Source organism: Providencia sp. PROV040 (assembly GCF_032706145.1).
Taxonomy (GTDB): domain Bacteria; phylum Pseudomonadota; class Gammaproteobacteria; order Enterobacterales; family Enterobacteriaceae; genus Providencia; species Providencia hangzhouensis.
In genome coordinates this window covers 349,781-371,221 of record NZ_CP120530.1, presented here as the reverse complement: position 1 = coordinate 371,221, position 21,441 = coordinate 349,781, and the positions used below count along the sequence as shown (strand labels likewise).

At 43.1% G+C, this 21,441-nt stretch carries 22 protein-coding genes; 6 read left to right on the top strand and 16 right to left on the bottom strand.

Annotated features, from left to right (window positions below; genetic code table 11):
* Positions 1 to 20 precede the first annotated feature (20 nt).
* From tuf to fkpA, 9 genes are all read right to left on the bottom strand, one after another.
* The gene (gene tuf / locus P3L40_RS01665; RefSeq protein WP_004264373.1) at positions 21 to 1,205 is read right to left on the bottom strand and encodes an elongation factor Tu; all 1,185 of its coding nucleotides are present in this window, start codon (positions 1,203 to 1,205) and stop codon (positions 21 to 23) included.
* 77 nt (positions 1,206 to 1,282) lie between these two features.
* Positions 1,283 to 3,409 (bottom strand): elongation factor G, encoded by a 2,127-nt coding sequence (fusA, locus tag P3L40_RS01660; RefSeq protein ID WP_004262483.1) that lies wholly within the window; start codon positions 3,407 to 3,409, stop codon positions 1,283 to 1,285.
* Positions 3,410 to 3,496: 87 nt separating this feature from the next.
* The gene (gene rpsG / locus P3L40_RS01655; RefSeq protein ID WP_004262486.1) at positions 3,497 to 3,967 is read right to left on the bottom strand and encodes a 30S ribosomal protein S7; all 471 of its coding nucleotides are present in this window, start codon (positions 3,965 to 3,967) and stop codon (positions 3,497 to 3,499) included.
* A 97-nt stretch (positions 3,968 to 4,064) separates the two neighbouring features.
* Entirely contained in the window at positions 4,065 to 4,439 is a 375-nt protein-coding gene (gene rpsL / locus P3L40_RS01650) for a 30S ribosomal protein S12 (RefSeq protein ID WP_004265905.1), read from the bottom strand.
* A gap of 136 nt (positions 4,440 to 4,575) precedes the next feature.
* Positions 4,576 to 4,863, bottom strand: coding sequence for a sulfurtransferase complex subunit TusB (gene tusB, locus P3L40_RS01645; RefSeq protein ID WP_036958589.1), 288 nt, complete (start codon positions 4,861 to 4,863; stop codon positions 4,576 to 4,578).
* Between the two features lie 57 nt (positions 4,864 to 4,920).
* Complete coding sequence (tusC, locus tag P3L40_RS01640; protein ID WP_004262499.1) at positions 4,921 to 5,280, bottom strand: sulfurtransferase complex subunit TusC; 360 nt, start codon at positions 5,278 to 5,280, stop codon at positions 4,921 to 4,923.
* A gap of 24 nt (positions 5,281 to 5,304) precedes the next feature.
* Positions 5,305 to 5,709, bottom strand: coding sequence for a sulfurtransferase complex subunit TusD (tusD, locus tag P3L40_RS01635; RefSeq protein ID WP_115166426.1), 405 nt, complete (start codon positions 5,707 to 5,709; stop codon positions 5,305 to 5,307).
* The gene (locus tag P3L40_RS01630; protein WP_004262503.1) at positions 5,706 to 6,410 is read right to left on the bottom strand and encodes a transcriptional regulator; all 705 of its coding nucleotides are present in this window, start codon (positions 6,408 to 6,410) and stop codon (positions 5,706 to 5,708) included. Before P3L40_RS01630 ends, tusD begins: the two co-directional genes overlap by 4 nt.
* A gap of 297 nt (positions 6,411 to 6,707) precedes the next feature.
* On the bottom strand, positions 6,708 to 7,451 hold the full coding sequence (gene fkpA, locus P3L40_RS01625; protein WP_004262506.1) for an FKBP-type peptidyl-prolyl cis-trans isomerase: 744 nt from the start codon (positions 7,449 to 7,451) through the stop codon (positions 6,708 to 6,710).
* A gap of 246 nt (positions 7,452 to 7,697) precedes the next feature.
* Here fkpA and P3L40_RS01620 point away from each other — a divergent pair, with 246 nt between their 5' ends.
* On the top strand, positions 7,698 to 7,919 hold the full coding sequence (locus P3L40_RS01620) for a SlyX family protein (protein WP_004262507.1): 222 nt from the start codon (positions 7,698 to 7,700) through the stop codon (positions 7,917 to 7,919).
* Between the two features lie 81 nt (positions 7,920 to 8,000).
* Here P3L40_RS01620 and slyD read toward each other — a convergent pair whose 3' ends face one another.
* From slyD to kefG, 4 genes are all read right to left on the bottom strand, one after another.
* Positions 8,001 to 8,600, bottom strand: a complete 600-nt coding sequence (slyD, locus tag P3L40_RS01615) for a peptidylprolyl isomerase (RefSeq protein WP_196732431.1) — start codon at positions 8,598 to 8,600, stop codon at positions 8,001 to 8,003.
* Positions 8,601 to 8,686: 86 nt separating this feature from the next.
* A complete protein-coding gene (locus tag P3L40_RS01610; RefSeq protein WP_004262510.1) occupies positions 8,687 to 8,890 on the bottom strand; it encodes a YheV family putative zinc ribbon protein in 204 nt (67 codons plus the stop codon).
* Between the two features lie 9 nt (positions 8,891 to 8,899).
* Positions 8,900 to 10,708: a glutathione-regulated potassium-efflux system protein KefB gene (kefB, locus tag P3L40_RS01605; protein ID WP_004262513.1), complete on the bottom strand. Its 1,809-nt coding sequence runs from the start codon at positions 10,706 to 10,708 to the stop codon at positions 8,900 to 8,902.
* The gene (gene kefG, locus P3L40_RS01600) at positions 10,708 to 11,262 is read right to left on the bottom strand and encodes a glutathione-regulated potassium-efflux system ancillary protein KefG (protein ID WP_136135504.1); all 555 of its coding nucleotides are present in this window, start codon (positions 11,260 to 11,262) and stop codon (positions 10,708 to 10,710) included. The genes kefB and kefG overlap by 1 nt, the downstream gene beginning before the upstream one ends.
* Positions 11,263 to 11,484: 222 nt before the next feature.
* Here kefG and P3L40_RS01595 point away from each other — a divergent pair, with 222 nt between their 5' ends.
* Positions 11,485 to 13,419, top strand: coding sequence for an ABC transporter ATP-binding protein (locus P3L40_RS01595; protein WP_136135503.1), 1,935 nt, complete (start codon positions 11,485 to 11,487; stop codon positions 13,417 to 13,419).
* A gap of 80 nt (positions 13,420 to 13,499) precedes the next feature.
* Here the strand turns inward: P3L40_RS01595 and adiA are convergent, their stop codons facing one another.
* Together adiA and P3L40_RS01585 are read right to left on the bottom strand one after the other, a co-directional pair.
* Positions 13,500 to 15,767: an arginine decarboxylase gene (gene adiA / locus P3L40_RS01590; protein WP_136135502.1), complete on the bottom strand. Its 2,268-nt coding sequence runs from the start codon at positions 15,765 to 15,767 to the stop codon at positions 13,500 to 13,502.
* Between the two features lie 104 nt (positions 15,768 to 15,871).
* Positions 15,872 to 16,732 (bottom strand): MurR/RpiR family transcriptional regulator, encoded by an 861-nt coding sequence (locus P3L40_RS01585; protein WP_004262528.1) that lies wholly within the window; start codon positions 16,730 to 16,732, stop codon positions 15,872 to 15,874.
* 255 nt (positions 16,733 to 16,987) lie between these two features.
* Here P3L40_RS01585 and murQ point away from each other — a divergent pair, with 255 nt between their 5' ends.
* A complete protein-coding gene (gene murQ / locus P3L40_RS01580; protein ID WP_004262531.1) occupies positions 16,988 to 17,899 on the top strand; it encodes an N-acetylmuramic acid 6-phosphate etherase in 912 nt (303 codons plus the stop codon).
* Between the two features lie 27 nt (positions 17,900 to 17,926).
* Positions 17,927 to 19,393, top strand: coding sequence for a PTS N-acetylmuramic acid transporter subunit IIBC (murP, locus tag P3L40_RS01575; RefSeq protein ID WP_004262534.1), 1,467 nt, complete (start codon positions 17,927 to 17,929; stop codon positions 19,391 to 19,393).
* Between the two features lie 77 nt (positions 19,394 to 19,470).
* Here murP and P3L40_RS01570 read toward each other — a convergent pair whose 3' ends face one another.
* The gene (locus P3L40_RS01570) at positions 19,471 to 20,076 is read right to left on the bottom strand and encodes a LysE family translocator (protein ID WP_004262547.1); all 606 of its coding nucleotides are present in this window, start codon (positions 20,074 to 20,076) and stop codon (positions 19,471 to 19,473) included.
* Positions 20,077 to 20,177: 101 nt separating this feature from the next.
* On the opposite strand from P3L40_RS01570, the gene P3L40_RS01565 reads away from it, so the two are divergent.
* On the top strand, positions 20,178 to 21,161 hold the full coding sequence (locus tag P3L40_RS01565; protein ID WP_036958590.1) for a hydrolase: 984 nt from the start codon (positions 20,178 to 20,180) through the stop codon (positions 21,159 to 21,161).
* Positions 21,158 to 21,376 (top strand): YheU family protein, encoded by a 219-nt coding sequence (locus P3L40_RS01560; RefSeq protein WP_004262551.1) that lies wholly within the window; start codon positions 21,158 to 21,160, stop codon positions 21,374 to 21,376. Before P3L40_RS01565 ends, P3L40_RS01560 begins: the two co-directional genes overlap by 4 nt.
* The last annotated feature ends 65 nt before the right edge of the window (positions 21,377 to 21,441 follow it).

Below are 21,441 nucleotides of genomic sequence, written 5' to 3'. Positions count from 1 at the left end.
CTTATTCAGAAAGAGCGGTATTATGCAATAATTTTTGCAACAACACCCGCACCTACAGTACGGCCACCTTCACGGATTGCGAAACGTAAACCGTCGTCCATCGCGATTGGGTGGATCAGGGTAACGATCATGTTGATGTTATCACCTGGCATTACCATCTCTACGCCTTCTGGCAGTTCGATAGTACCTGTTACGTCAGTTGTACGGAAGTAGAACTGTGGACGGTAACCTTTGAAGAATGGAGTATGACGACCACCTTCATCTTTGCTCAGAATATAAACTTCTGATTCAAATTTAGTGTGTGGCTTGATTGAACCTGGTTTCGCCAGTACTTGACCACGTTGAATTTCTTCACGCTTAGTACCACGCAGCAGAACACCAACGTTCTCACCTGCACGACCTTCGTCTAACAGTTTACGGAACATTTCAACGCCAGTACAAGTTGTTTTAACCGTGTCTTGAATACCAACGATTTCAACTTCTTCACCAACTTTGATGATACCACGCTCAACACGGCCTGTTACTACTGTACCACGACCTGAGATTGAGAATACGTCTTCGATTGGCAGCAGGAATGGCTTGTCAATTGCACGCTCTGGTTCTGGAATGTAAGTATCCAGGTGGCCTGCTAATTCAACAATTTTCGCTTCCCACTCTGGGTTGCCTTCCAGCGCTTTCAGAGCTGAACCACGAACAACTGGTGTGTCGTCGCCTGGGAAATCGTATTGAGACAGAAGTTCACGAACTTCCATTTCGACTAATTCTAACAGCTCTTCGTCGTCTACCATGTCACATTTGTTCAGGAAAACGATGATGTAAGGAACACCAACCTGACGACCTAACAGGATGTGCTCACGAGTTTGTGGCATTGGGCCATCTGTCGCAGCAACAACCAGAATTGCACCGTCCATCTGAGCAGCACCAGTGATCATGTTTTTAACATAGTCGGCGTGTCCTGGGCAGTCTACGTGTGCGTAGTGGCGAGTTGGAGTATCGTATTCTACGTGTGAAGTAGAGATGGTGATACCACGCGCTTTTTCTTCTGGTGCGTTATCGATTTGGTCGAATGCGCGAGCAGAACCGCCGTAAGTTTTAGCCAGAACAGTAGTGATAGCTGCTGTCAGAGTAGTTTTACCGTGGTCAACGTGGCCGATAGTACCAACGTTAACGTGCGGTTTTGAACGTTCAAATTTTTCTTTAGACACGACTCTATTCCTTATGGAGTTCCCTCTTCACGATAAAGAAGGAACTTAAATTAAAGTAGTTAACCGATAAAAATCGATTATTTAGCGTTACGAGCTTCGATTACAGCTTGTGCAACGTTGTTTGGTGCTTCATTGTACTTCAGGAACTCCATAGAGTATGAAGCACGACCTTGTGTCTGAGAACGCAGGTCAGTAGCATAACCGAACATTTCTGACAATGGTACTTGTGCACGAACGACTTTACCAGTAGGCAGGTCATCCATACCTTCAATCATACCACGACGACGGTTCAGGTCACCAATAACATCACCCATGTAGTCTTCTGGTGTTTCCACTTCAACTTTCATGATTGGCTCAAGCAGAACTGGTTTAGCTTTTTTGAAGCCATCTTTAAACGCGATTGAAGCCGCAAGTTTAAACGCCAATTCAGAGGAGTCAACATCATGGTAAGAACCGAAATGTAAACGAACACCCATGTTAACAACCGGGTAACCAGCTAATGGGCCAGATTTCAGCTGCTCTTGGATACCTTTGTCAACGGCAGGGATGTATTCAGTAGGAATTACACCACCTTTGATGTCGTTGGCAAATTCGTAATCCATTGGAACACCGTCTTTATCGTTTTTGTCCAGAGGGAACATATCGATAACGACATGACCGTACTGACCACGACCACCAGACTGTTTCGCGTGTTTACCTTCGATATCAGTCACTTTCATAGTGATTGCTTCACGGTAAGCAACTTGAGGTTTACCAACGTTCGCTTCAACTTTAAATTCACGACGCATACGGTCAACCAGAACGTCTAAGTGCAGCTCACCCATACCAGCGATGATAGTCTGATTAGTCTCTTCATCACTTGATACGCGGAATGATGGGTCTTCTTGAGCCAAACGGCCTAATGCGATACCCATTTTTTCTTGGTCAGCTTTAGTTTTCGGTTCGATTGCAACAGAGATTACTGGCTCTGGGAATTCCATACGCTCCAGGATGATTGGTGCATCAACTGCACATAAAGTATCACCTGTAGTTACGTCTTTCAGACCGATAGCAGCCGCGATGTCACCAGCGCGAACTTCTTTAATCTCTTCACGTTTGTTAGCGTGCATCTGTACGATACGGCCAAAACGCTCTTTCTTCGCTTTAACTGCGTTCAGTACTGTGTCACCTGAGTTAACAACACCAGAGTAAACACGGAAGAACGTCAAGTTACCAACGAATGGGTCGGTTGCAATTTTAAATGCTAATGATGAGAATGGCTCATCATCACTTGCGTGACGCTCTGCAGGAGTGTCTTTACCATCGTCCAGAATACCATTAATTGCAGGTACATCTGTTGGCGCAGGTAAGTAATCAACAACTGCATCCAGCATCGCCTGAACACCTTTGTTCTTAAATGCAGAACCACAGGTAACCAGGATAATTTCGCTTGCAAGAACACGTTGACGTAATGCAGCTTTAATTTCTGCTTCAGTCAGTTCTTCACCGCCCAGATATTTTTCCATCAGTTCTTCTGATGCTTCTGCTGCGGTTTCGATCAGGTTGTTGTGCCACTCTTCAGCAGCTTCTTGCATGTTCGCAGGGATATCTTCGTATTCGAAGGTAACGCCCTGGTCTTCATCACTCCACTTGATTGCTTTCATTTTCAGCAAGTCAACAACACCAGTGAACGACTCTTCTGCGCCGACTGGTAATTGCAGTGGAACTGCGTTAGCAGCTAAACGTGATTTTAATTGCTCAACAACACGTAAGAAGTTCGCACCCATACGGTCCATTTTGTTAACGAACGCGATACGTGGAACTTTATATTTGTTAGCCTGACGCCATACAGTTTCAGACTGTGGCTGAACACCACCAACTGCACAGTAAACCATTACTGCGCCATCAAGAACACGCATAGAACGTTCTACTTCGATAGTGAAGTCAACGTGTCCCGGGGTGTCGATGATGTTGATACGGTGTGGCTCATACTGTTTTGCCATACCAGACCAGAATGCAGTAGTCGCAGCAGATGTGATAGTAATACCACGCTCTTGCTCCTGCTCCATCCAGTCCATTGTTGCAGAACCTTCGTGAGTTTCACCAATTTTATGGTTTACACCAGTATAGAACAGAATACGTTCAGAAGTTGTGGTTTTACCGGCGTCGATGTGTGCACTGATACCGATATTACGATAACGTGCTATGGGCGTTTGACGGGCCATTTTTTCCTCTCTCGTGGGCGTTCAATGCTTCATATAAAGGGTAGCAAATGGCTACCCTGAGATACATCACTAATGTGGGTAAGAAACTTACCAACGGTAGTGTGCGAACGCCTTGTTAGCTTCTGCCATACGGTGAACGTCTTCACGTTTCTTAACAGCGGAACCTTTGTTCTCAGCAGCGTCTGATAATTCATTTGCCAGGCGAAGCGCCATAGATTTATCACCGCGTTTACGAGCAGCATCAACGATCCAACGCATTGCCAGGGCATTACGACGAACCGGGCGAACTTCAACTGGAACTTGGTAAGTTGAACCACCAACACGGCGGGATTTAACTTCCACAGTCGGACGCACGTTATCTAGTGCTAATTCGAATGCATCAAGTTCAGTTTTACCAGAACGCTGAGCAAGGGTTTCAAGTGCGTTATATACGATTGCTTCAGCAGTAGATTTTTTCCCGTCTACCATCAGGATATTTACAAATTTGGCCAGTAATTCTGATCCGAACTTAGGATCTGGAAGAATTTTACGTTGACCTATTACGCGACGACGTGGCATGGATATGACTCCGTTGTTAATTCAGGTTTGTCCAAAACTCTACGAGAGTATTTTGACATTAAGATTAAAATGTTTGGCCTTACTTAACGGAAATCCATTAAGCCTTAGGTTTTTTCGCGCCGTATTTAGAACGAGCTTGCTTACGGTCTTTAACACCAGAACAGTCCAGTGCGCCGCGAACGGTGTGATAACGCACACCTGGTAAGTCTTTAACACGACCACCACGGATAAGGATAACGGAGTGCTCCTGCAAGTTGTGGCCTTCACCACCGATGTAGGAAGAAACTTCGAAACCGTTAGTTAAACGAACACGGCATACTTTACGTAATGCTGAGTTTGGTTTCTTAGGAGTGGTAGTATATACACGAGTACATACGCCACGTTTTTGCGGGCAAGCTTCCAGTGCTGGAACGTTGCTTTTAACAACTTTCGAGCTACGAGATTTGCGTACCAGCTGATTAATAGTTGCCATTATTAAAAAAGCTCCTGGTTTTATTGCTTCGTAAACACGGATTTTGACCCCGTTCGCCAACATGACGATACACGAGGACGCGAAATTTTATTGCTGACTGGCTCAGGTGTCAAGAAATATACAACTTTTAGTGCCTTTATATGGCAAAATGTTGTTTTTGGACTTCTGTTAGCTTCACAAAACCTTGATATGTGATTACAGAAACTGCGGTTGATAGGGTATTTTGCAACCCACGAGCATTGATGTCTACATCCAAAGCGTACAACTGCGCCCCTGTTTTTTGTAGTGCAACAAGATAAGGCGACTGTGCGACTGCCGCAACCACGCCATCTTGCATCAGTAAAACGACATCTTCAGCCGTAATAAAGCCTACCATTGTAGAAAAATCACATTTAAACGGAGATGTTGCTAATGTATACAGCATAGAAAAGATCCTACTATAGATCAAAAAACAACCCAAGCTCAAAATTCACACAATGGATTAAAAATTAAGCACCACATCACATTCCGCTATTTTAGCGCTTACCTCTTTCTTGCTAAGAATTGTTGGTGTTAAAACCCATTCACAATGCTCTCCCAGCCCCCGTTCTTGTAGCGAAGAGCCGCAGAGATAAACTTTTTCAATGTCATATAACGGCAATATTTTAAATGTTACGATGTAATCTCGAGCAAGCACTTCAGCGGGATGTTGGTTTGCTAGAAGCTGATAAACGCCATCAGAGAGAAAAAACACCTGAATGTCTTCTGTCAGTGCTGAAGTTGCTAATAATGCATCTAACCCTTCTCGGCCACTGGCATTTCCATGGGGCATGGTTGTAAAGACAAAAGCTATTTTTTTCACACGGTACCTTGTATTGAGCTGTTCTTAGAATTGAATTGTCCGGTCTGTGGTTATCATCGCTTCCGCAAGGCTTCCTAACCCACTCATGATAAAGCCCTCAGCAAGGTTAGCCGTTGGAAGTGATAAACTTTGCGCTTGTTCTTGGTCAACAACCCCCCGACGCAATGCGGCAGAAACACAGATATGCATTTCGCACCCAGATTGTTTTGCCAGTTCCTGCCAAGCTGAAACTAAATTAAATTCATCTGTTGCCGGTGACGTAAGCTGGTTCGCATTAAAAACCCCTTCACGATAAAAAAAGAGTGTTTTCAATATATGCCCTTCTTCAAGAAGGGCTTTTGCAAATTGATACGCACTCGCTGCTTGTTGTGTACCATAAGCAGGGCCTGTCACAACTAAGCAGTAGGTTAACGAATTTGTATTACTCATTCACCGCTCTTGAATTGACGAATGTATAAATAAACGGTGTGTTTAGAAATGTTCAAACGGTCAGCAACTTGGTTAATGGCATCTTTAATATCGAAAATACCTTTTTCATATAGGTTAAGAACTACTTGCTTGTTTTTCGCATTATTTGAGACATTACGATCACCGCCAACTTCTTCAATTGTGTACTCCAATGTTTGTGCGACAAGGTCATCAACTGAAGAGGCAAAGTTTACATCTGAAGTAACTTCTTGCTTAGTTTCTGGAACAAACGATTGAATAATTTCAGAGAACGGCACATCTAAGTTCATATTGATACATAACAAGCCAATCACACGTTGCTTACGGTTACGAATAGCAATAGTAACGGATTTCATTAAATCACCGCTTTTCGCTTTCGTAAAATAAGCCTTCGAGACATTCGATTCTTCGTCTGCCATATCATGCAGCATTCTCAACGCTAGGTCTGTAATCGGTGAGCCGATTTTACGCCCAGTGTGCTGGCCATTTGCGATTCTGACTGCAGAGCAGTTTAGGTCCTCTAAAGAGTGAAGAACAATTTCACAGTGCCCACCGATTAGCATTGCCAGACCATCCACAGCAGCTTCATACGATTTTAAAATCTCATGGTCTGTCTCAGAAAAAGGTTGGTTATCCAATATGTTAATATCGCTGAGGTCGTGTGATTGTATAGAATCAGACATTTCAACATCATCCTTCTAATGTAAAAACTCATCCTGTTGACTAAAAAGGCGTTCATTATTCGACTATTTGGCCTTCATTACTTTGTTTGTAGCCAACAATTGTGATGATAAAAAATAAAATAGAGTCTTCTGAAGTTAAAACTCCACGGCGTTGCCGTCAAGCGAATGAATGCAAGACAGTCTGTTTTATCACAAGTTTTAAACAATTTGAGAGTTTTTTTGATGAGAAATATAAAAAAGCCCAAGGCATGAATGCATTGGGCATCAAAATACACTTAGCTAATGCTTAGTGAGGACTTATTTAGCAGCAGGCTTGATGTCTAATAACTCAACATCAAAGACTAATGTTGAATTTGCTGGGATACCCGGCACGCCATTTTCGCCGTAAGCTAATTCAGCTGGGATAACCAACTGCATTTTGCCGCCTTTTTTCAGGTTAACTAAACCTTCAGTCCAGCCTTTAATAACTGAATTTAATGGAATTGTCAGTGGCTCATTACGTGAATATGAGCTGTCGAATTCAGTACCGTCAATCAAAGAACCTTTGTAGTGAACTACAACGGTTTCATCTGCTTTAGGTTTCGCCCCTGTACCGTCTTTTTCAATTTTGTACAGTAAGCCTGATTTAGTTTTAACAACGCCTTTTTCTTTCGCGTATTTTTCGCGGTACTCAGCGCCTTTTTTCTCATTATTGGCTGATTCTTCTTTCATTTTTTTGTCGGCAGCTTCTTTGACTTGACCTTCAAACTGACGCAATGTTTCTTCAACTTCTGCATCGGTCATTTTGCTTTTGCCGTTAAATGCATCTTGGACACCAGCGAGTAATTGAGCCTTATCCAAATTAATACCAATTGTTTTTTGTTCTTCTAAAGAATTCTGCATGTAGCGGCCTAAAGACGCACCCAGTGCATACGCATTACGCTCTTCTGCGTTTTTGAATGCGCTGCTTTGTGCTTTGGCTTCCGCTGCCATCACTTGCGGAGCAGCAAAAGTAAATGCTAGCGTAGTTGCTAAAAGGCTTGCCTTAAACAGTGATTTCATCCTAGTCTCCGATAACTTTTATTCGATTATATTCGAATAGCGAACTATTCGTTTTATGGGTAGGGCTCTTTAAGTTTAGACCCCGTTACCCCATTGAGTATTAAAAAAATATAATAACTACTGAGACCACATTAACAAAAAGTCGTTTCGTCGCCTATATCTTTAACTAAAACTTATCTATTGATTTGTAATGTTCAGTTATTATGATGGTTTAATTACGATATAAACGCTTAAGGAGAGTCGAATATGGACTCATCTGATACATTTGAACAACGCTTAGAACTTTTAGAAAGTAAAGTTGCCTTTCAAGAACTGGCGATTGAACAACTAAACCAGGTTATTACTGACCAACAAATGCAAATGAGCCGTCTGCAGGAACATTTACGCATTGTAGCTGAAAGGCTGAAATCATCCCAAGATTCTCACTTAGCAAGGCCTGAAGAAGAAACGCCGCCACCACATTATTAATTTAAAATGCGAACCCATTGATTTTAAATGAAAAAAAGGAAGCTTTCGCTTCCTTTTTTTTACAAACACTAATACGAGGTATTAGTGGCAGCCGCAGCCGCCTTGTTTGTGACCGTGTCCGTGACCTTCACCGCCACCGCAGCAACCGCCTTCTGAACCGTGGTTATGACCGCCACAGCAACCACCTTCATGGTCGTGGTCATGGTCGTGACCACCTGCACCATGGACGTGGCCATGTGCGATTTCTTCTTCTGTTGCTTCACGGATAGCCATGATTTCAACATTAAATTTCAGGTTTTGACCTGCTAACATGTGGTTACCGTCAACGATAACTTCATCACCTTCGATACCTGTAATTTCAACAGGAACTGGGCCCATGTCAGTGTCAGCTAAGAAACGCATGCCGACTTCTAGCTCATCAACGCCCATAAATACATCTTTAGGAACACGTTGAACTAAGTTGTCATCGTATTGGCCATATGCATCGTCTGAAGCGACTTCAACATCGAAGTTTTCGCCGACAGAGCGACCTTCTAATGCTTTTTCTAAACCTGAAATTAAAGACCCACGACCATGCAAATAGTCCATTGGCGCGCTTGCTGGCGACTCATCAACTAAAACACCGTCTTCTGTTCTTACTTGATAAGCCAAGCTGACCACCAAGTCTTTTGCTACTTTCATGACATCTCCTACTACCCGTAAGGGAAAAATTTTTGCCAATTGTACCGAAAAACTATAGTGATGTATTGAGAATTGACAAATTTCTATTATTCAGGTGTAAAAATTCCAATAACCTGCTCTTTTTGCCTAACATGTCCCGTTGCTTCATCCCCTGCTTGGCGTTGCTGATCGCCACAATTGACACACTCGACAACATCAATTTTATCTTCACGCCACATCATTAATGTGTCTTGTGACTTGCACTTAGGGCACGTCGCCCCGGCAATAAAGCGTTTACGTGTTGAAGCCATTTCTAACCCTTATTGTTCATTATTCCAGCTATGAGGCTGCCGATGTTCTCTTTGCATTTCTTTCTCAAAGAGTTCATTAAGTTCACGACGTGCCTCTTTAATGCGTGAAATTTGCCCGCTGTCACTATTTTCATTCTCTGGGTAAATATCTCTAAGCATTTTCATGTCTAAACGGCGAAAATGCTGCTTCGCGCGATAAGCTTTATGAGGATGCATCCCTGTGCTAACAAGCGCTTTGCTTCCTAATTCAAGTGCGCTCGAGAATGTTTCACGGCTAAAATCAGTCACTCCACTTTGTAATAGCTCATGGGCCTCAAGGCGACCTTTAGCACGTGCAATAATATGTAAGTTAGGGAAATTTTCTTGGCAAATTTGCACAATTTCCATCACTTCTTCAGGCACATCACTGGTGATGACGATAGATTTTGCTTTATCGGCTCCTGCTGAGCGCAATAATTGCAGTTCACGTGCATCACCGTAATAGACCGTATAGCCGTAGCGGCGCATGGTACTAATCGCTGTAACATCTTGTTCTAGTACTGTAATTTTAACCTTATTCGCCATTAATAAGCGGCCAACCACCTGCCCCATGCGACCAAAACCGACCAAAATAACATGTGGGTCATTGTCTTCTACAAACGGTTTTTCACTCGAGGCTGGTTGTTGATTATAACGGTAGTTTAAATAGGCATCTATCAACTGCATCACAAGTGGAGTAGTCATCATCGAAAGTGTGACAACTACCAGTAATAAGTCCATCTGCCGTTCATTTATCACACTTGCACCAAAAGCAGTTGCATAGATCACAAAAGCAAATTCACCACCTTGGCTAAGCACCCCGGAAAATTGAGCTCTTGCTCCATTTCGAAGCCTAGCGGCTAAACTCAGTCCGTAAAGCACTAACGCTTTAACTGCGACTAATACTGCAACAGCAATCAATACTTGTGGTAAATAGGCCCACAACACATCTAAATTCAATGACATACCTACTGAGATAAAAAATAGCCCCAGTAGCAGACCTTTAAACGGTTCGATATTAATTTCCAGCTCATGGCGGAACTCTGTTTCCGCTAACATGACCCCTGCCATAAAGGTTCCCAGAGCCATAGAAAACCCAAGGCTTTCCATAATGAGTGCGGAACCTAATACCACCAACAATGCTGCAGCCGTAAAAATTTCATGAACGCCAGATTTAGCGGCAAGCCTGAACATCGGCCGTAATAAATAGCGGCCAACTACCCATAAACCTGCGAACGCCACTATCTTCAAACCAATCTTTTGCCAATCACTGGTTGCTGAGTCCCCAGCTAGCAATGGGATCAGCGCCATAATCGGGATAACTGCCATATCTTGGAATAACAAAACAGAAAAACCAAGTTGCCCGCTTTCTTTGTTGGACATCCCTTTTTCGTTCATCAACTGAAGTGCCATTGCCGTTGATGACATCGCCATTCCTAATCCACCAACAATGGCAGCTTGCCAAGAAAATTTGGCTAAAAACAACAGTGACGCCATGATAGCCGCAGTGACAACCACTTGAAGCGTACCTACACCGAAAATCGAGCGCCTAAGCTCCCATAATTTAGAAGGTTTTAGCTCTAACCCGATGAGAAACATCAGGAACACCACTCCCATTTCGGAGAAGTGCAAAATATCATCAACATTACGAATAAAGCCAAAAACAAATGGCCCAATCATGATCCCGGCAAGCAAATACCCCAGTACAGCACCTAAGCGGATTTTTTGTGCAATAGGTACCATGACTACCCCTGCGCAGAGGAAGATGATAACGGATTCAAATAGCCCTAGTTCTGACATTAGGATAACCCTCCCGCACCTAGCGGCTGTTGCATCCATTGGCGGTAGTCATCGATAATCTGTTCAAATCGTTCTTTAGGCTGCCGACGTGCTGCATAAATAATGGTTGGTTCCAGCCACTGCATATCACACATTAATGCGGTCAATTCAAATGGGCGAAGTATTTCTGTAAGTGGATAATGGTTATATCCATCATATTGATAAGCGTGAACAGGCTCGCCTGTGGTAATCACAGAACGCCAGTATTTGCCTTTTAATTTTTGGTACCCTACATCGGTCGCAAAACGGCGGGTTAACACGCGGTCAAACCACTCTTTCAGCAACGCAGGGCAACTATATGTATAGAGAGGATGTTGAAAAACAATGATATCGTGCTGGCACAGTAATTTTTGTTCCGCAGTTACATCAATAAAATAATCTGGATAAATTGCGTATAAATCGTGTACAGTCACATGGTCAAAATCACGCACTGCCTCCAATAACGCCTTATTAGCCATCGATTCGTCGGGGTCCGGGTGAGCGTAGACCACCAGCACTTTCGGTGTATTTGACATCTTTCCCTCCTCAAAGGCGTGTCAGACGGAACATTTTCCGTTACCATGCAGCCTGCTATACTCGTCATACTTCACGTTGCTGTGTTGTTGGCTACGCGCATTCGCACTAGTCACCTACTTAATTAGGCTCCTAGCGACTCATGTGCTTGTCGCCTAACAGCACCGTAAATTATTTAGAGTATATACGTTGATAATCTAACATATTTTTAATAGACGGTTGCTATGATTGTTTTCTCTTCACTCCAAATTCGCCGAGGTGTTCGTGTCCTACTGGACAATGCCACTGCGACTATTAACCCCGGCCAAAAAGTTGGTTTAGTGGGTAAAAACGGCTGCGGTAAATCGACGCTTCTTGCGTTATTAAAAGGCGAATTACAAGCTGAAGCAGGTTCTGCAACCTTTCCAAGCAATTGGTCCATGGCATGGGTGAACCAAGAAACCCCTGCGCTTGATGTGCCCGCTCTTGAGTATGTGATTGATGGTGATCGCGAGTTCCGAGCCTTAGAACAAAAACTTCAACAAGCCAATGAAAAAAATGACGGCCATGCCATTGCTGTGGTTCATGGGCAACTTGATGCCATTGATGCATGGACTATCCGTTCTCGCGCATCCAGTTTGCTACATGGTTTAGGTTTCAGCCAAGCACAGCTAGACTCCCCTGTAAAATCATTTTCCGGTGGATGGCGAATGCGTTTGAACTTGGCGCAGGCTTTGTTATGCCGCTCAGATTTGTTGCTGCTCGATGAGCCGACCAACCACCTTGATTTAGATGCAGTAATTTGGTTAGAAAAATGGTTGAAAAGCTACCAAGGCACCCTGATTTTGATTTCCCATGATAGGGATTTCCTCGACCCGATTATTGATAAAGTCTTGCATATCGAACAAGAAACGATGTTTGAATACACGGGTAACTACTCGTCATTTGAACGCCAACGCGCAACAAAGCTCGCTCAACAGCAAGCGTTATATGAAAGCCAACAAGCCAAAGCGGCGCATTTACAAAGTTATATTGACCGCTTTAGAGTGCAAGCCACCAAAGCCAAACAAGCACAAAGCCGTATTAAGATGCTTGAAAGAATGGAAATGGTTGCCCCAGCTCATGTGGATAACCCATTCCATTTTTCATTCCGTAAACCAGAAAGCTTACCGAATCCATTATTAAAAATGGAAAAAGTCAGCGCAGGCTATGGTGAAAAAGTCATCTTACAATCCATCAAGCTGAACTTAGTACCAGGCTCACGTATTGGATTATTAGGCCGAAATGGTGCAGGTAAATCCACATTAATTAAGATGTTAGCGGGCGATTTGCCACCGTTACAGGGGGAAATTTCCCTCGCCAAAGGTATCAAACTTGGTTATTTCGCCCAGCACCAATTAGAATATTTACACCCTGAAGAGTCACCTTTGCAGCATCTTGCCCGCCTTGCACCAGAGCAAACTGAGCAGCAGTTACGTGACTATTTAGGTGGTTTTGGCTTCAAAGGCGACCAAGTGACTGACCCAAGCGGTCGTTTCTCTGGTGGGGAAAAAGCGCGCTTAGTTCTCGCATTAATCGTCTGGCAACGCCCTAATTTACTGCTGCTCGATGAACCAACCAACCACTTGGACTTAGATATGCGACAAGCGCTTACTGAAGCCTTAATGGCCTTCGAAGGTGCTTTAGTTGTCGTTTCCCATGATAGGCATTTACTGCGCACCACTACCGATGAACTGTATTTGGTCCACGGCGGTACTGTAGAGCAGTTTGATGGTGATTTAGAAGATTACCAACAATGGCTGGCAGAGCAAAATAAGCTCGAATTACAGCAAGCGCGTGATCAACAAGAAAAAGACAAGCCAGCAGCCGCTGCAACGGTGACGGCACAAGATAGAAAAGACCAAAAACGTCGTGAAGCGGAGTTCCGCCAACTGACTCAACCGATCCGCAAAAAAATCACAGAATTGGAAAAGCAAATGGATAAGCACTCGAATGCCCTAAATGAGCTAGAAGCAAAACTTTCTGATGCCACCATTTACGAACAAGATAAAAAAGCCGAATTGACGGAATGTTTGAAAAAACAAACTGAACACAAAGCGGCTCTTGAAGATGTGGAAATGGAGTGGATGGAACTGCAAGAGCAGTTAGAAACCATGACCAGTGAATTTGAATTAAATTAATTCGTTATAAAACATCACAATCCATTAAAATCACGAAAAGCTATCTTTTGATAGCTTTTCGTTTTTATCATTACTGAATCTTATTCTTTCACACACATCACATAATACTGGCCATCAATAATTTCAGTACCTTCGGTTTCATGTTCAAAACCCGGAAATTCGCTATCCCATGCTTGAAGACTATGCAAATAGCCGATATGCGGGCTATTTTTATCGCCAAAACTTTCACCTGATAACAACATAGGAATACCCGGTGGATAGGGAATAATCGAGTTAGCCGCAATACGTCCGGCTAGTTTATCTAAAGGAACCGCCTCAACGCGGTTAGCAACAATTTCTTGATAGGCATCGCGTGGGCTCATCATCACGGCGGGGAGTTGCTCATAAGCCTGATTTAACTGGCCACCTGGGTTATTTTTTTGTAGATACACAAACATTTTATTGCCTAAATCACGTAGCCCCATCTCGCCATAGATCTCAGGAGACGCTTCAACCACTTCAGGTAATACTTTTTTCAGTGCCGTATTGTTGTCATAATGGCGCTTAAACGACAGCAACGCATTGACCAGGGTTCCCCATTTTCCTTTTGTGATCCCCATAGAAAACAAGAACATAATTTGGAAATCAGTCGTGCGGGTTGGTACAATACCATAGTGGTTTAACCATGCCGTGACTAACGCGGCTGGGACGCCGCTATCCAGTAATTTACCGTCATCTCCCATTCCCGGCGACAAAATACTCACCTTAATCGGGTCAAGCATCGCCCAATTTTCAGGGATATCTTTAAAACCATGCCATTTATCTTCAGGGTTCATCACCCAGCAGCTTTGCTCTTTCATCAACAGTTCAACAGGCGCATCTTCAAAAGCATAGCGCTTACCTGTTGCTGGGTCTTTCACCATTTCTTGATTCCATGGTTTGAAAAACCACTCATCGTCATTGATAAATTCTTTGTATAGGTAGCCCAGTGATTGACGGAAGTCGATAGCTTCACGGATGACTTCATCAGTGAGTGAACGCCCACTATTACCATCCATCATGTCTGCGGCAATATCATTTGAGGCACAAATTGCATATAGCGGCGAAGTAGTCGCATGCATATGATAGGCTTGGTTAAAACGATTAAAATCAATCGCATTACGGCCATTTCGAATGTGGATAAATGAAGCTTGTGAAAGTGCATTCAATAATTTGTGCGTAGAGTGAGTTGCAAAAACGGTGGGCTCATCGTCTTTTCTAGGGTCATCACGCATCGCAAAGTGGTCGCGATAGATAGGGTTAAAGCGTGCGTAGCCGTACCATGCCTCATCAAAATGGATTCTATCCAATGATTCATCCAGCAAATCCTGTACTTTACGTGCGTGATAGCACACGCCATCGTAAGTACAGTTGGTTACGACGCTATATGCAGGACGTTTGCCTATTTTATCCGAAGTTAATGGATTTTTAGCGATTTTTTCAGTAATCGCTTCGGGTGTCATTTCTTGAGGATAAATCGGGCCAATGATGCCATAACGATTACGGCTTGGTGTCATATAAACCGGTTTTGCCCCTGTTAAGATCAAACCTTGCTCAATAGATTTGTGGCAGTTACGGTCAATCACAACAACATCATCATCTGTCATACAAGCTTGCATAATCGTTCGGTTCGAACCCGATGTTCCCACAACCACGGAGTAAGATTGGTCAGCACCAAATATACGCGCAGCATTCCTTTCACACTCACCAAATGCGCCGGTATGGTCTAACAGTGAACCCACAGCAACCCGCTCAATACCGATATCCGTCCGAAATAAGTTTTCACCAAAGAAATCATGATAAATGCGACCTGCGGGAGTTTTGGTGAACCCAACACCACCTTGATGCCCCGGTGCTGCCCATGAATATTCATGTACATCACTGTATTTAATCAAACTTTTCATCAAAGGGGGCAGTAAATTGGCGCGGTAGCGGATGATCGCGGCAAGGACACGACCTGCAATAAAATCTGCGGAGTCTTCTAAAATCCATGCAAATTCATCGACTTGTTCCATCATTTTGCGGTCGAATGCCGTCAAAGCTTCTTCACGATCACTTAATAAAAATACGGGGACATCTTCTTGCCTACGGTGAAGTTGGGTAATTAACTGATGTGCCTGAGTTTGTTCTTGCTTGTCTGACATATCACGGCCATATAACAAGCAGTCAATGCTGGTATTTGACCGAATGTATGCCATTCCATCTTCAAAATTACGAATGATCACGGTTTCTACGTGCTCATCATTAAGTTCACTGGCGAGTCTTGCTACGGCATGGCTAATAACGGAGTCGTCATCGGTTAATTCCGTATAAACTATGAGTGCTCTCATCAATAACTCCCTTTTAACTTTTTAAAATCAAAATACTTATAATATTAGTCTTAACGTAAATAAGGTTTTATTGCAAAGTTATCGATGAGAATTCAAGCCGCCAACTATTCATCTAATTTATTAATTACTACTCTTGCATTCATAACCAACGACTTCGCTTTCGCTTCTCTTCGTTGTAATAACGCCATAAAGATCAAGTCTGTTAGCGTATTTTGTGCGGTTCTTGAAGAAATTGATGAACTACGCCATTCATCTTCCTCCGCGATACTTTCAAGAACATAATCAGCAAGTTGCCCCAAGGGGGAATCACAATCACGAGTAATCGCGATGACGCATGCCCCTTGCTTACGCGCAATATTCGCTGCTGTTAGCATGTCTTTACGTCTTCCTGTAAAAGAAATAACGATTTGTACATCATGAGTATTGAGAGTCAGCGCCGCAGCAATTTGCACATGGTGGTCTGACTCCACAAGTGTTGTGATACCAATTTTTTGTAATTTGTAACTGAGGTCTTTTGCTGTTAAACCTGACCCACCAATCCCGACAATCTGTACTCGCTGTGATTGGTCTATTCGCTCAACAATACGTTCAAACTGTTTGAAATCAATTAATTTTGTTGTTTCTGTAATGGAGTGATTTTTTTCCATTGCGAGTTTCTGAGCAACAACCATCAAGTTATCATCAGGCGCAATACGGTTATGTAGAGCGGAATGAGGCGCTCCATCTTTGAGTTGTTGGCGCCCAATAATCTCGCTAAGTGCAAGTTTCAAGGCAGGATACCCCTTTACACCAACTTTCTGACTAAACTTAACGATGGCTGATTGGCTAACATCTAAAATTTCCGCTAATTGCTGAGACGACAAATTTAGTACATTTTCGGGATTTTCAAGGATAAATTGGGCAATTTTGCGTTGGTTTTCCGCTAATCGCGGTAGTGAGTAGGTAATGATGTCCAATAATGTCATGGTGACCTCTAATAATAATTGTAATAGCCAGACCTATAGATAAAAAAATAATAATAAATTATTCCTCAATCAAGCCACTGATACCTGATGAATAATACTTATAATTCAAAGAGTCGTGACTTTAGCTTATAAAATTAATCACAAAATATTCTTGTATATTCACAAGTTAGAATAGATAGCACCGTGATGTTAATCACATATAAGGAATAAATAATTCCTTATATTAGCCCAATAACTGATTTAGGAGCAATTTTTATGACTATCGACTTAAGCAAAATGGTAACTGAAAGCCGCAATGCAGCCAGTACTAATATCGACCAACTATCAACGGCTGAAATGCTGAAGGTCATTAATGATGAGGACAAGCTCGTTCCGTTAGCAGTTGAAAAAGTGCTCCCTGAAATTGCTCAACTGGTTGATAAAGTCGCAGAGGCTTTCTTAAAAGGCGGTCGTCTGATTTATTCAGGTGCAGGAACCTCTGGCCGTTTAGGGATCCTTGATGCCAGTGAGTGCCCGCCAACTTATGGGACGCCACATGAACAAGTTGTGGGTTTAATCGCCGGTGGCCATCAAGCTATTTTCCGTGCCGTAGAAAATGCAGAAGATAAGCCTGAACTGGGTGAACAAGACCTCAAAGATATTCAATTTAATGATAATGATGTGTTAGTTGGTATCGCAGCCAGTGGGCGAACGCCTTATGTATTAGGCGCTTTAGCATACGCGAAGGCTGTTGGTGCAACAACAGCGGCCATTAGCTGTAACCCAAATAGCCCAATTGCCAATGCCGCAGATATTGCTATTACTCCCATTGTAGGTGCAGAGGTTGTCACCGGTTCTTCACGCATGAAAGCAGGAACAGCACAAAAATTAGTGCTGAATATGATCACCACTGGGGCGATGATCCGTATTGGAAAGGTGTTTGGTAATTTAATGGTCGATGTCGAAGCAACAAATGCCAAACTCATTGAAAGACAAACTAAAATTGTGATGGAAGCAACCGACTGCGACCGAACTACCGCAGAGACCGCCCTTCAACAATGTAACCGGCACTGCAAAACTGCCATTTTAATGGTGTTATCGGGTTTAAATGCCGATGACGCACGTCAACTACTCTTAGATAACAACGGTTTTATTCGTACGGCTCTCAATATGGCCTCATCCGCCTAACTTGCGGACTTCAATGGGATAAATAGTATGGCTAAAATAACAATAGAAATGATACAGCAGATCCTGCAACACGTTGGAGGACGCCGTAATATTAAATTAGCGGGTAATTGTATGACCCGTTTGCGGCTCACACTCAACAATGACCAGCTAGTCGATAAAGCTGCACTCAAACAAATTGCAGGAGTGCTTGGCGTTATTGAAAGTGATGAACAACTGCAAGTGATCCTTGGCCCAGGTAAAGCGCAAACTGCCGCGGACTTGATGAACCAACTTTTAGATAGTGATGAAGAGGATAACCACGAAGCAGCAGCCCAGCCTCAGGATCTGAACGATATTGCATCCGCAAATAAGCAGCAACTGAAAAAGAAACAAACCAGTGCCGTTCACCGATTTTTATCCAAATTTGCCACCATATTTACTCCACTAATTCCAGGTTTTATTGCTGCGGGCTTACTATTAGGTTTTGCAACTCTGGCGAAACAAACCTATTTTCCAGCAGGGCTCCCGACAAAACCTGAAGAGCAGACCCTACTCGTACATACGATTCTGTATATGTCGGTATTTAGCAAAGGGCTGTTTAGCTTCCTAAGTATTCTTATCGGTTATAACACTCAAAAAGCCTTTGGCGGTAGCGCAGTAAATGGCGCCATCATTGCTTCACTGTTTGTTCTTGGGTACAACCCTGAAATAGCTAAGGGGTTCTATTCTGATATGAATAGCTTCTTCGGGTTGGCTATCGACCCAAGAGGTAACATTATTGGGGTATTAATTGCGTGTATTTTTGGGGCATGGGTCGAAAAACAAGTCCGTAAAATTATTCCAGCCAACCTTGATATGATTTTAACTTCAACAATTACCTTGTTAATTGTTGGTGCTGCAGTGTTTATCTTCATCATGCCAATTGGCAGTTGGTTATTCTCTGGTATGTCATGGCTTTTTGTTCATTTAAGCAGCAACCCATTCGGAACCGCTATACTTGCTGGGCTATTCTTAATTGCAGTAATGTTTGGCGTGCACCAAGGTTTTGTTCCGGTATATATGGCACTCGTTGAAACCCAAGGCTTTAACTCACTTTTCCCTATCCTAGCAATGGCTGGTGGTGGGCAAGTTGGTGCAGCGATGGCGTTGTACGTTAAAGCCGCAAAAGATTCAGTGTTACGTAATCAGATTCGCGGGGCCATCATTCCAGGTTTCTTAGGTGTCGGTGAACCACTTATCTACGGTGTAACTCTTCCTCGAATGAAGCCGTTTGTCACCGCATGTTTAGGCGGTGCTGCTGGGGGGTTCTTTGTTGGACTCGTGGCTTGGATGGGTTTACCCGTTGGTTTAAATACTGTCTTTGGCCCGTCCGGCTTAGTCGCTATCCCAATGATGACCTCTGCTGATGGCGTGTTCCCAGGGATGTTAGTTTATGTGGGCGGGTTATTCGTTTCCTACTTATTCGGTTTTATTTTTACCTACTTTTTCGGCACTAAAAACGTCGATTTAGATTAATCGCCTCCCTTACATGTAAAAAGCAGCCCATGGGCTGCTTTTTGATGGGTCATATAAACTGCACTTTTATCAGAAAATCATTCCAACCAAATCAGGGGAACGCACAAAGCCGTTAAAATCCCCATCACCCAGTTAAAAATAAACCAAGCACGACGGCTACGTAAAAATAGGCTAATTAATGAACCAAACCCCATCCAAATTAAACCCGCCACTAAGTTAACTATCACAAATGCGATACTCATCATTAAAATAGATTGGGTAAATAATTCACCGGGGAGGCTAAATCCCCCGACAGCGCCTAGCCCCATCATCCATGCTTTGGGGTTTAAAAACTGTAATAAGCCGCCTTGATACCAAGTAATGCTTTTCGCAACTTCGCTATTCGTCTTCAGTGGTGCATAATTTGCTGTCGCTGTTTTCCATGCTAGCCATAGCAAATATAGACTTCCGGCGAATTTTAAGGCGACATGAAGCGCAGGATAGAGCAATAAAAGTGCAGCAACCCCGAATGCGGAGAGATAGAGTATTGACTGCATCCCTAACATAATACCAAGGCATAATATAATCGTATGGCGAAAACCGTAGTTTGCTGCACTTGACGTTAGCAACATATTGTTAGGGCCGGGAGTGACTGCAGCAATGAATAAAAACGTAAAAAGAGAAAAAACCAGCCCCAATGTCATTTATAATTTAGCCTCAAACTCAAATTTGTTTACTTGCATCACAAAAAAATAACAGTATGTTATGTGACTCACAAGAGTCTCCATTAAATAAAAATAAGGCTATGTCAGAAAACTTTCGTCCAATAAGTTGGGCTAAAAATCCACACCTCCAAACATTACTGCCAAGGATTTTCCGTAGAACACCGAAAATCAAACCAATATGGCAGCGGCTTGAATTGCCTGATGGCGATTTTATCGATCTCGCTTGGAGTGAAAAACCTGAGCTAGCGGCACATAAGCCACGTTTAGTGATCTTCCATGGTCTCGAAGGCAATTTTAAGAGCCCTTATGCCCACGGGATGCTAGAAACGGCCCAAAAGCATGGTTGGTTGGGTGTAATTATGCATTTTCGCGGTTGTAGCGGTGAACCCAATCGCCAACAGCGAATTTACCATTCAGGTGAAACCAGTGATGCTCGCTATTTTCTCCGTTGGTTAAAACAAACCTATGGTGATACGCCGACGGCCGCAGTCGGCTATTCTCTTGGTGGTAATATGTTAGCGTGCTATCTCGCAGAAAGTGGGCAAAATGCAGATTTAGATGCGGGCGTCGTGGTTTCGGCCCCATTAATGCTAGAAGCCTGTTCTTTGCGGATGGAAAAAGGAATATCTCAATTCTATCAACGCTATTTACTAAATGGCTTAAAACGTAATGCAACGCGTAAATTGGTACGCTACCCTGGCTCACTACCTTTAAACTTGCTGCAGCTTAAACAACTAAAACGCATCCGTGAATTTGATGATGTGATCACTGCTCGTATTCATGGTTTTGATGATGCGACAGATTATTATCAAAAATGCAGCGCATTACCTAAATTAGCTTATATCACGAAGCCAACATTGATTATCCACGCTAAAGATGACCCATTTATGGCGCCTGAGGTTGTTCCTGATTTATCATTTTTACCCCACAATGTGGAATACCAAATGACAGAACATGGTGGGCACGTAGGCTTTGTGAGCGGTACCTTGAGGAAACCGCAAATGTGGTTAGAAACACGCATCCCTCAATGGTTAACGCCTTATTTAGATAAGGAAATAATGTGATTATTCCTTGGCAAGAACTTGAACCTGAAACATTGGAAAACCTAATTGAAAGCTATGTCTTACGGGAAGGAACCGACTACGGCTCCCATGAAAAAAGCTTACAAGATAAGGTCAACGATGTGAAACGGCAGTTAGTTTCTGGTGAAATTGTGCTAGTCTGGTCTGAATTGCATGAATCAGTTAATTTCATGCCTAAGGGGAGTTTTTCTGTCTGATGTTTTTATTCTATGGTTCATTTTTACGTCATCATCTATCATGAATTAAGTTACGGGTTTTCCAC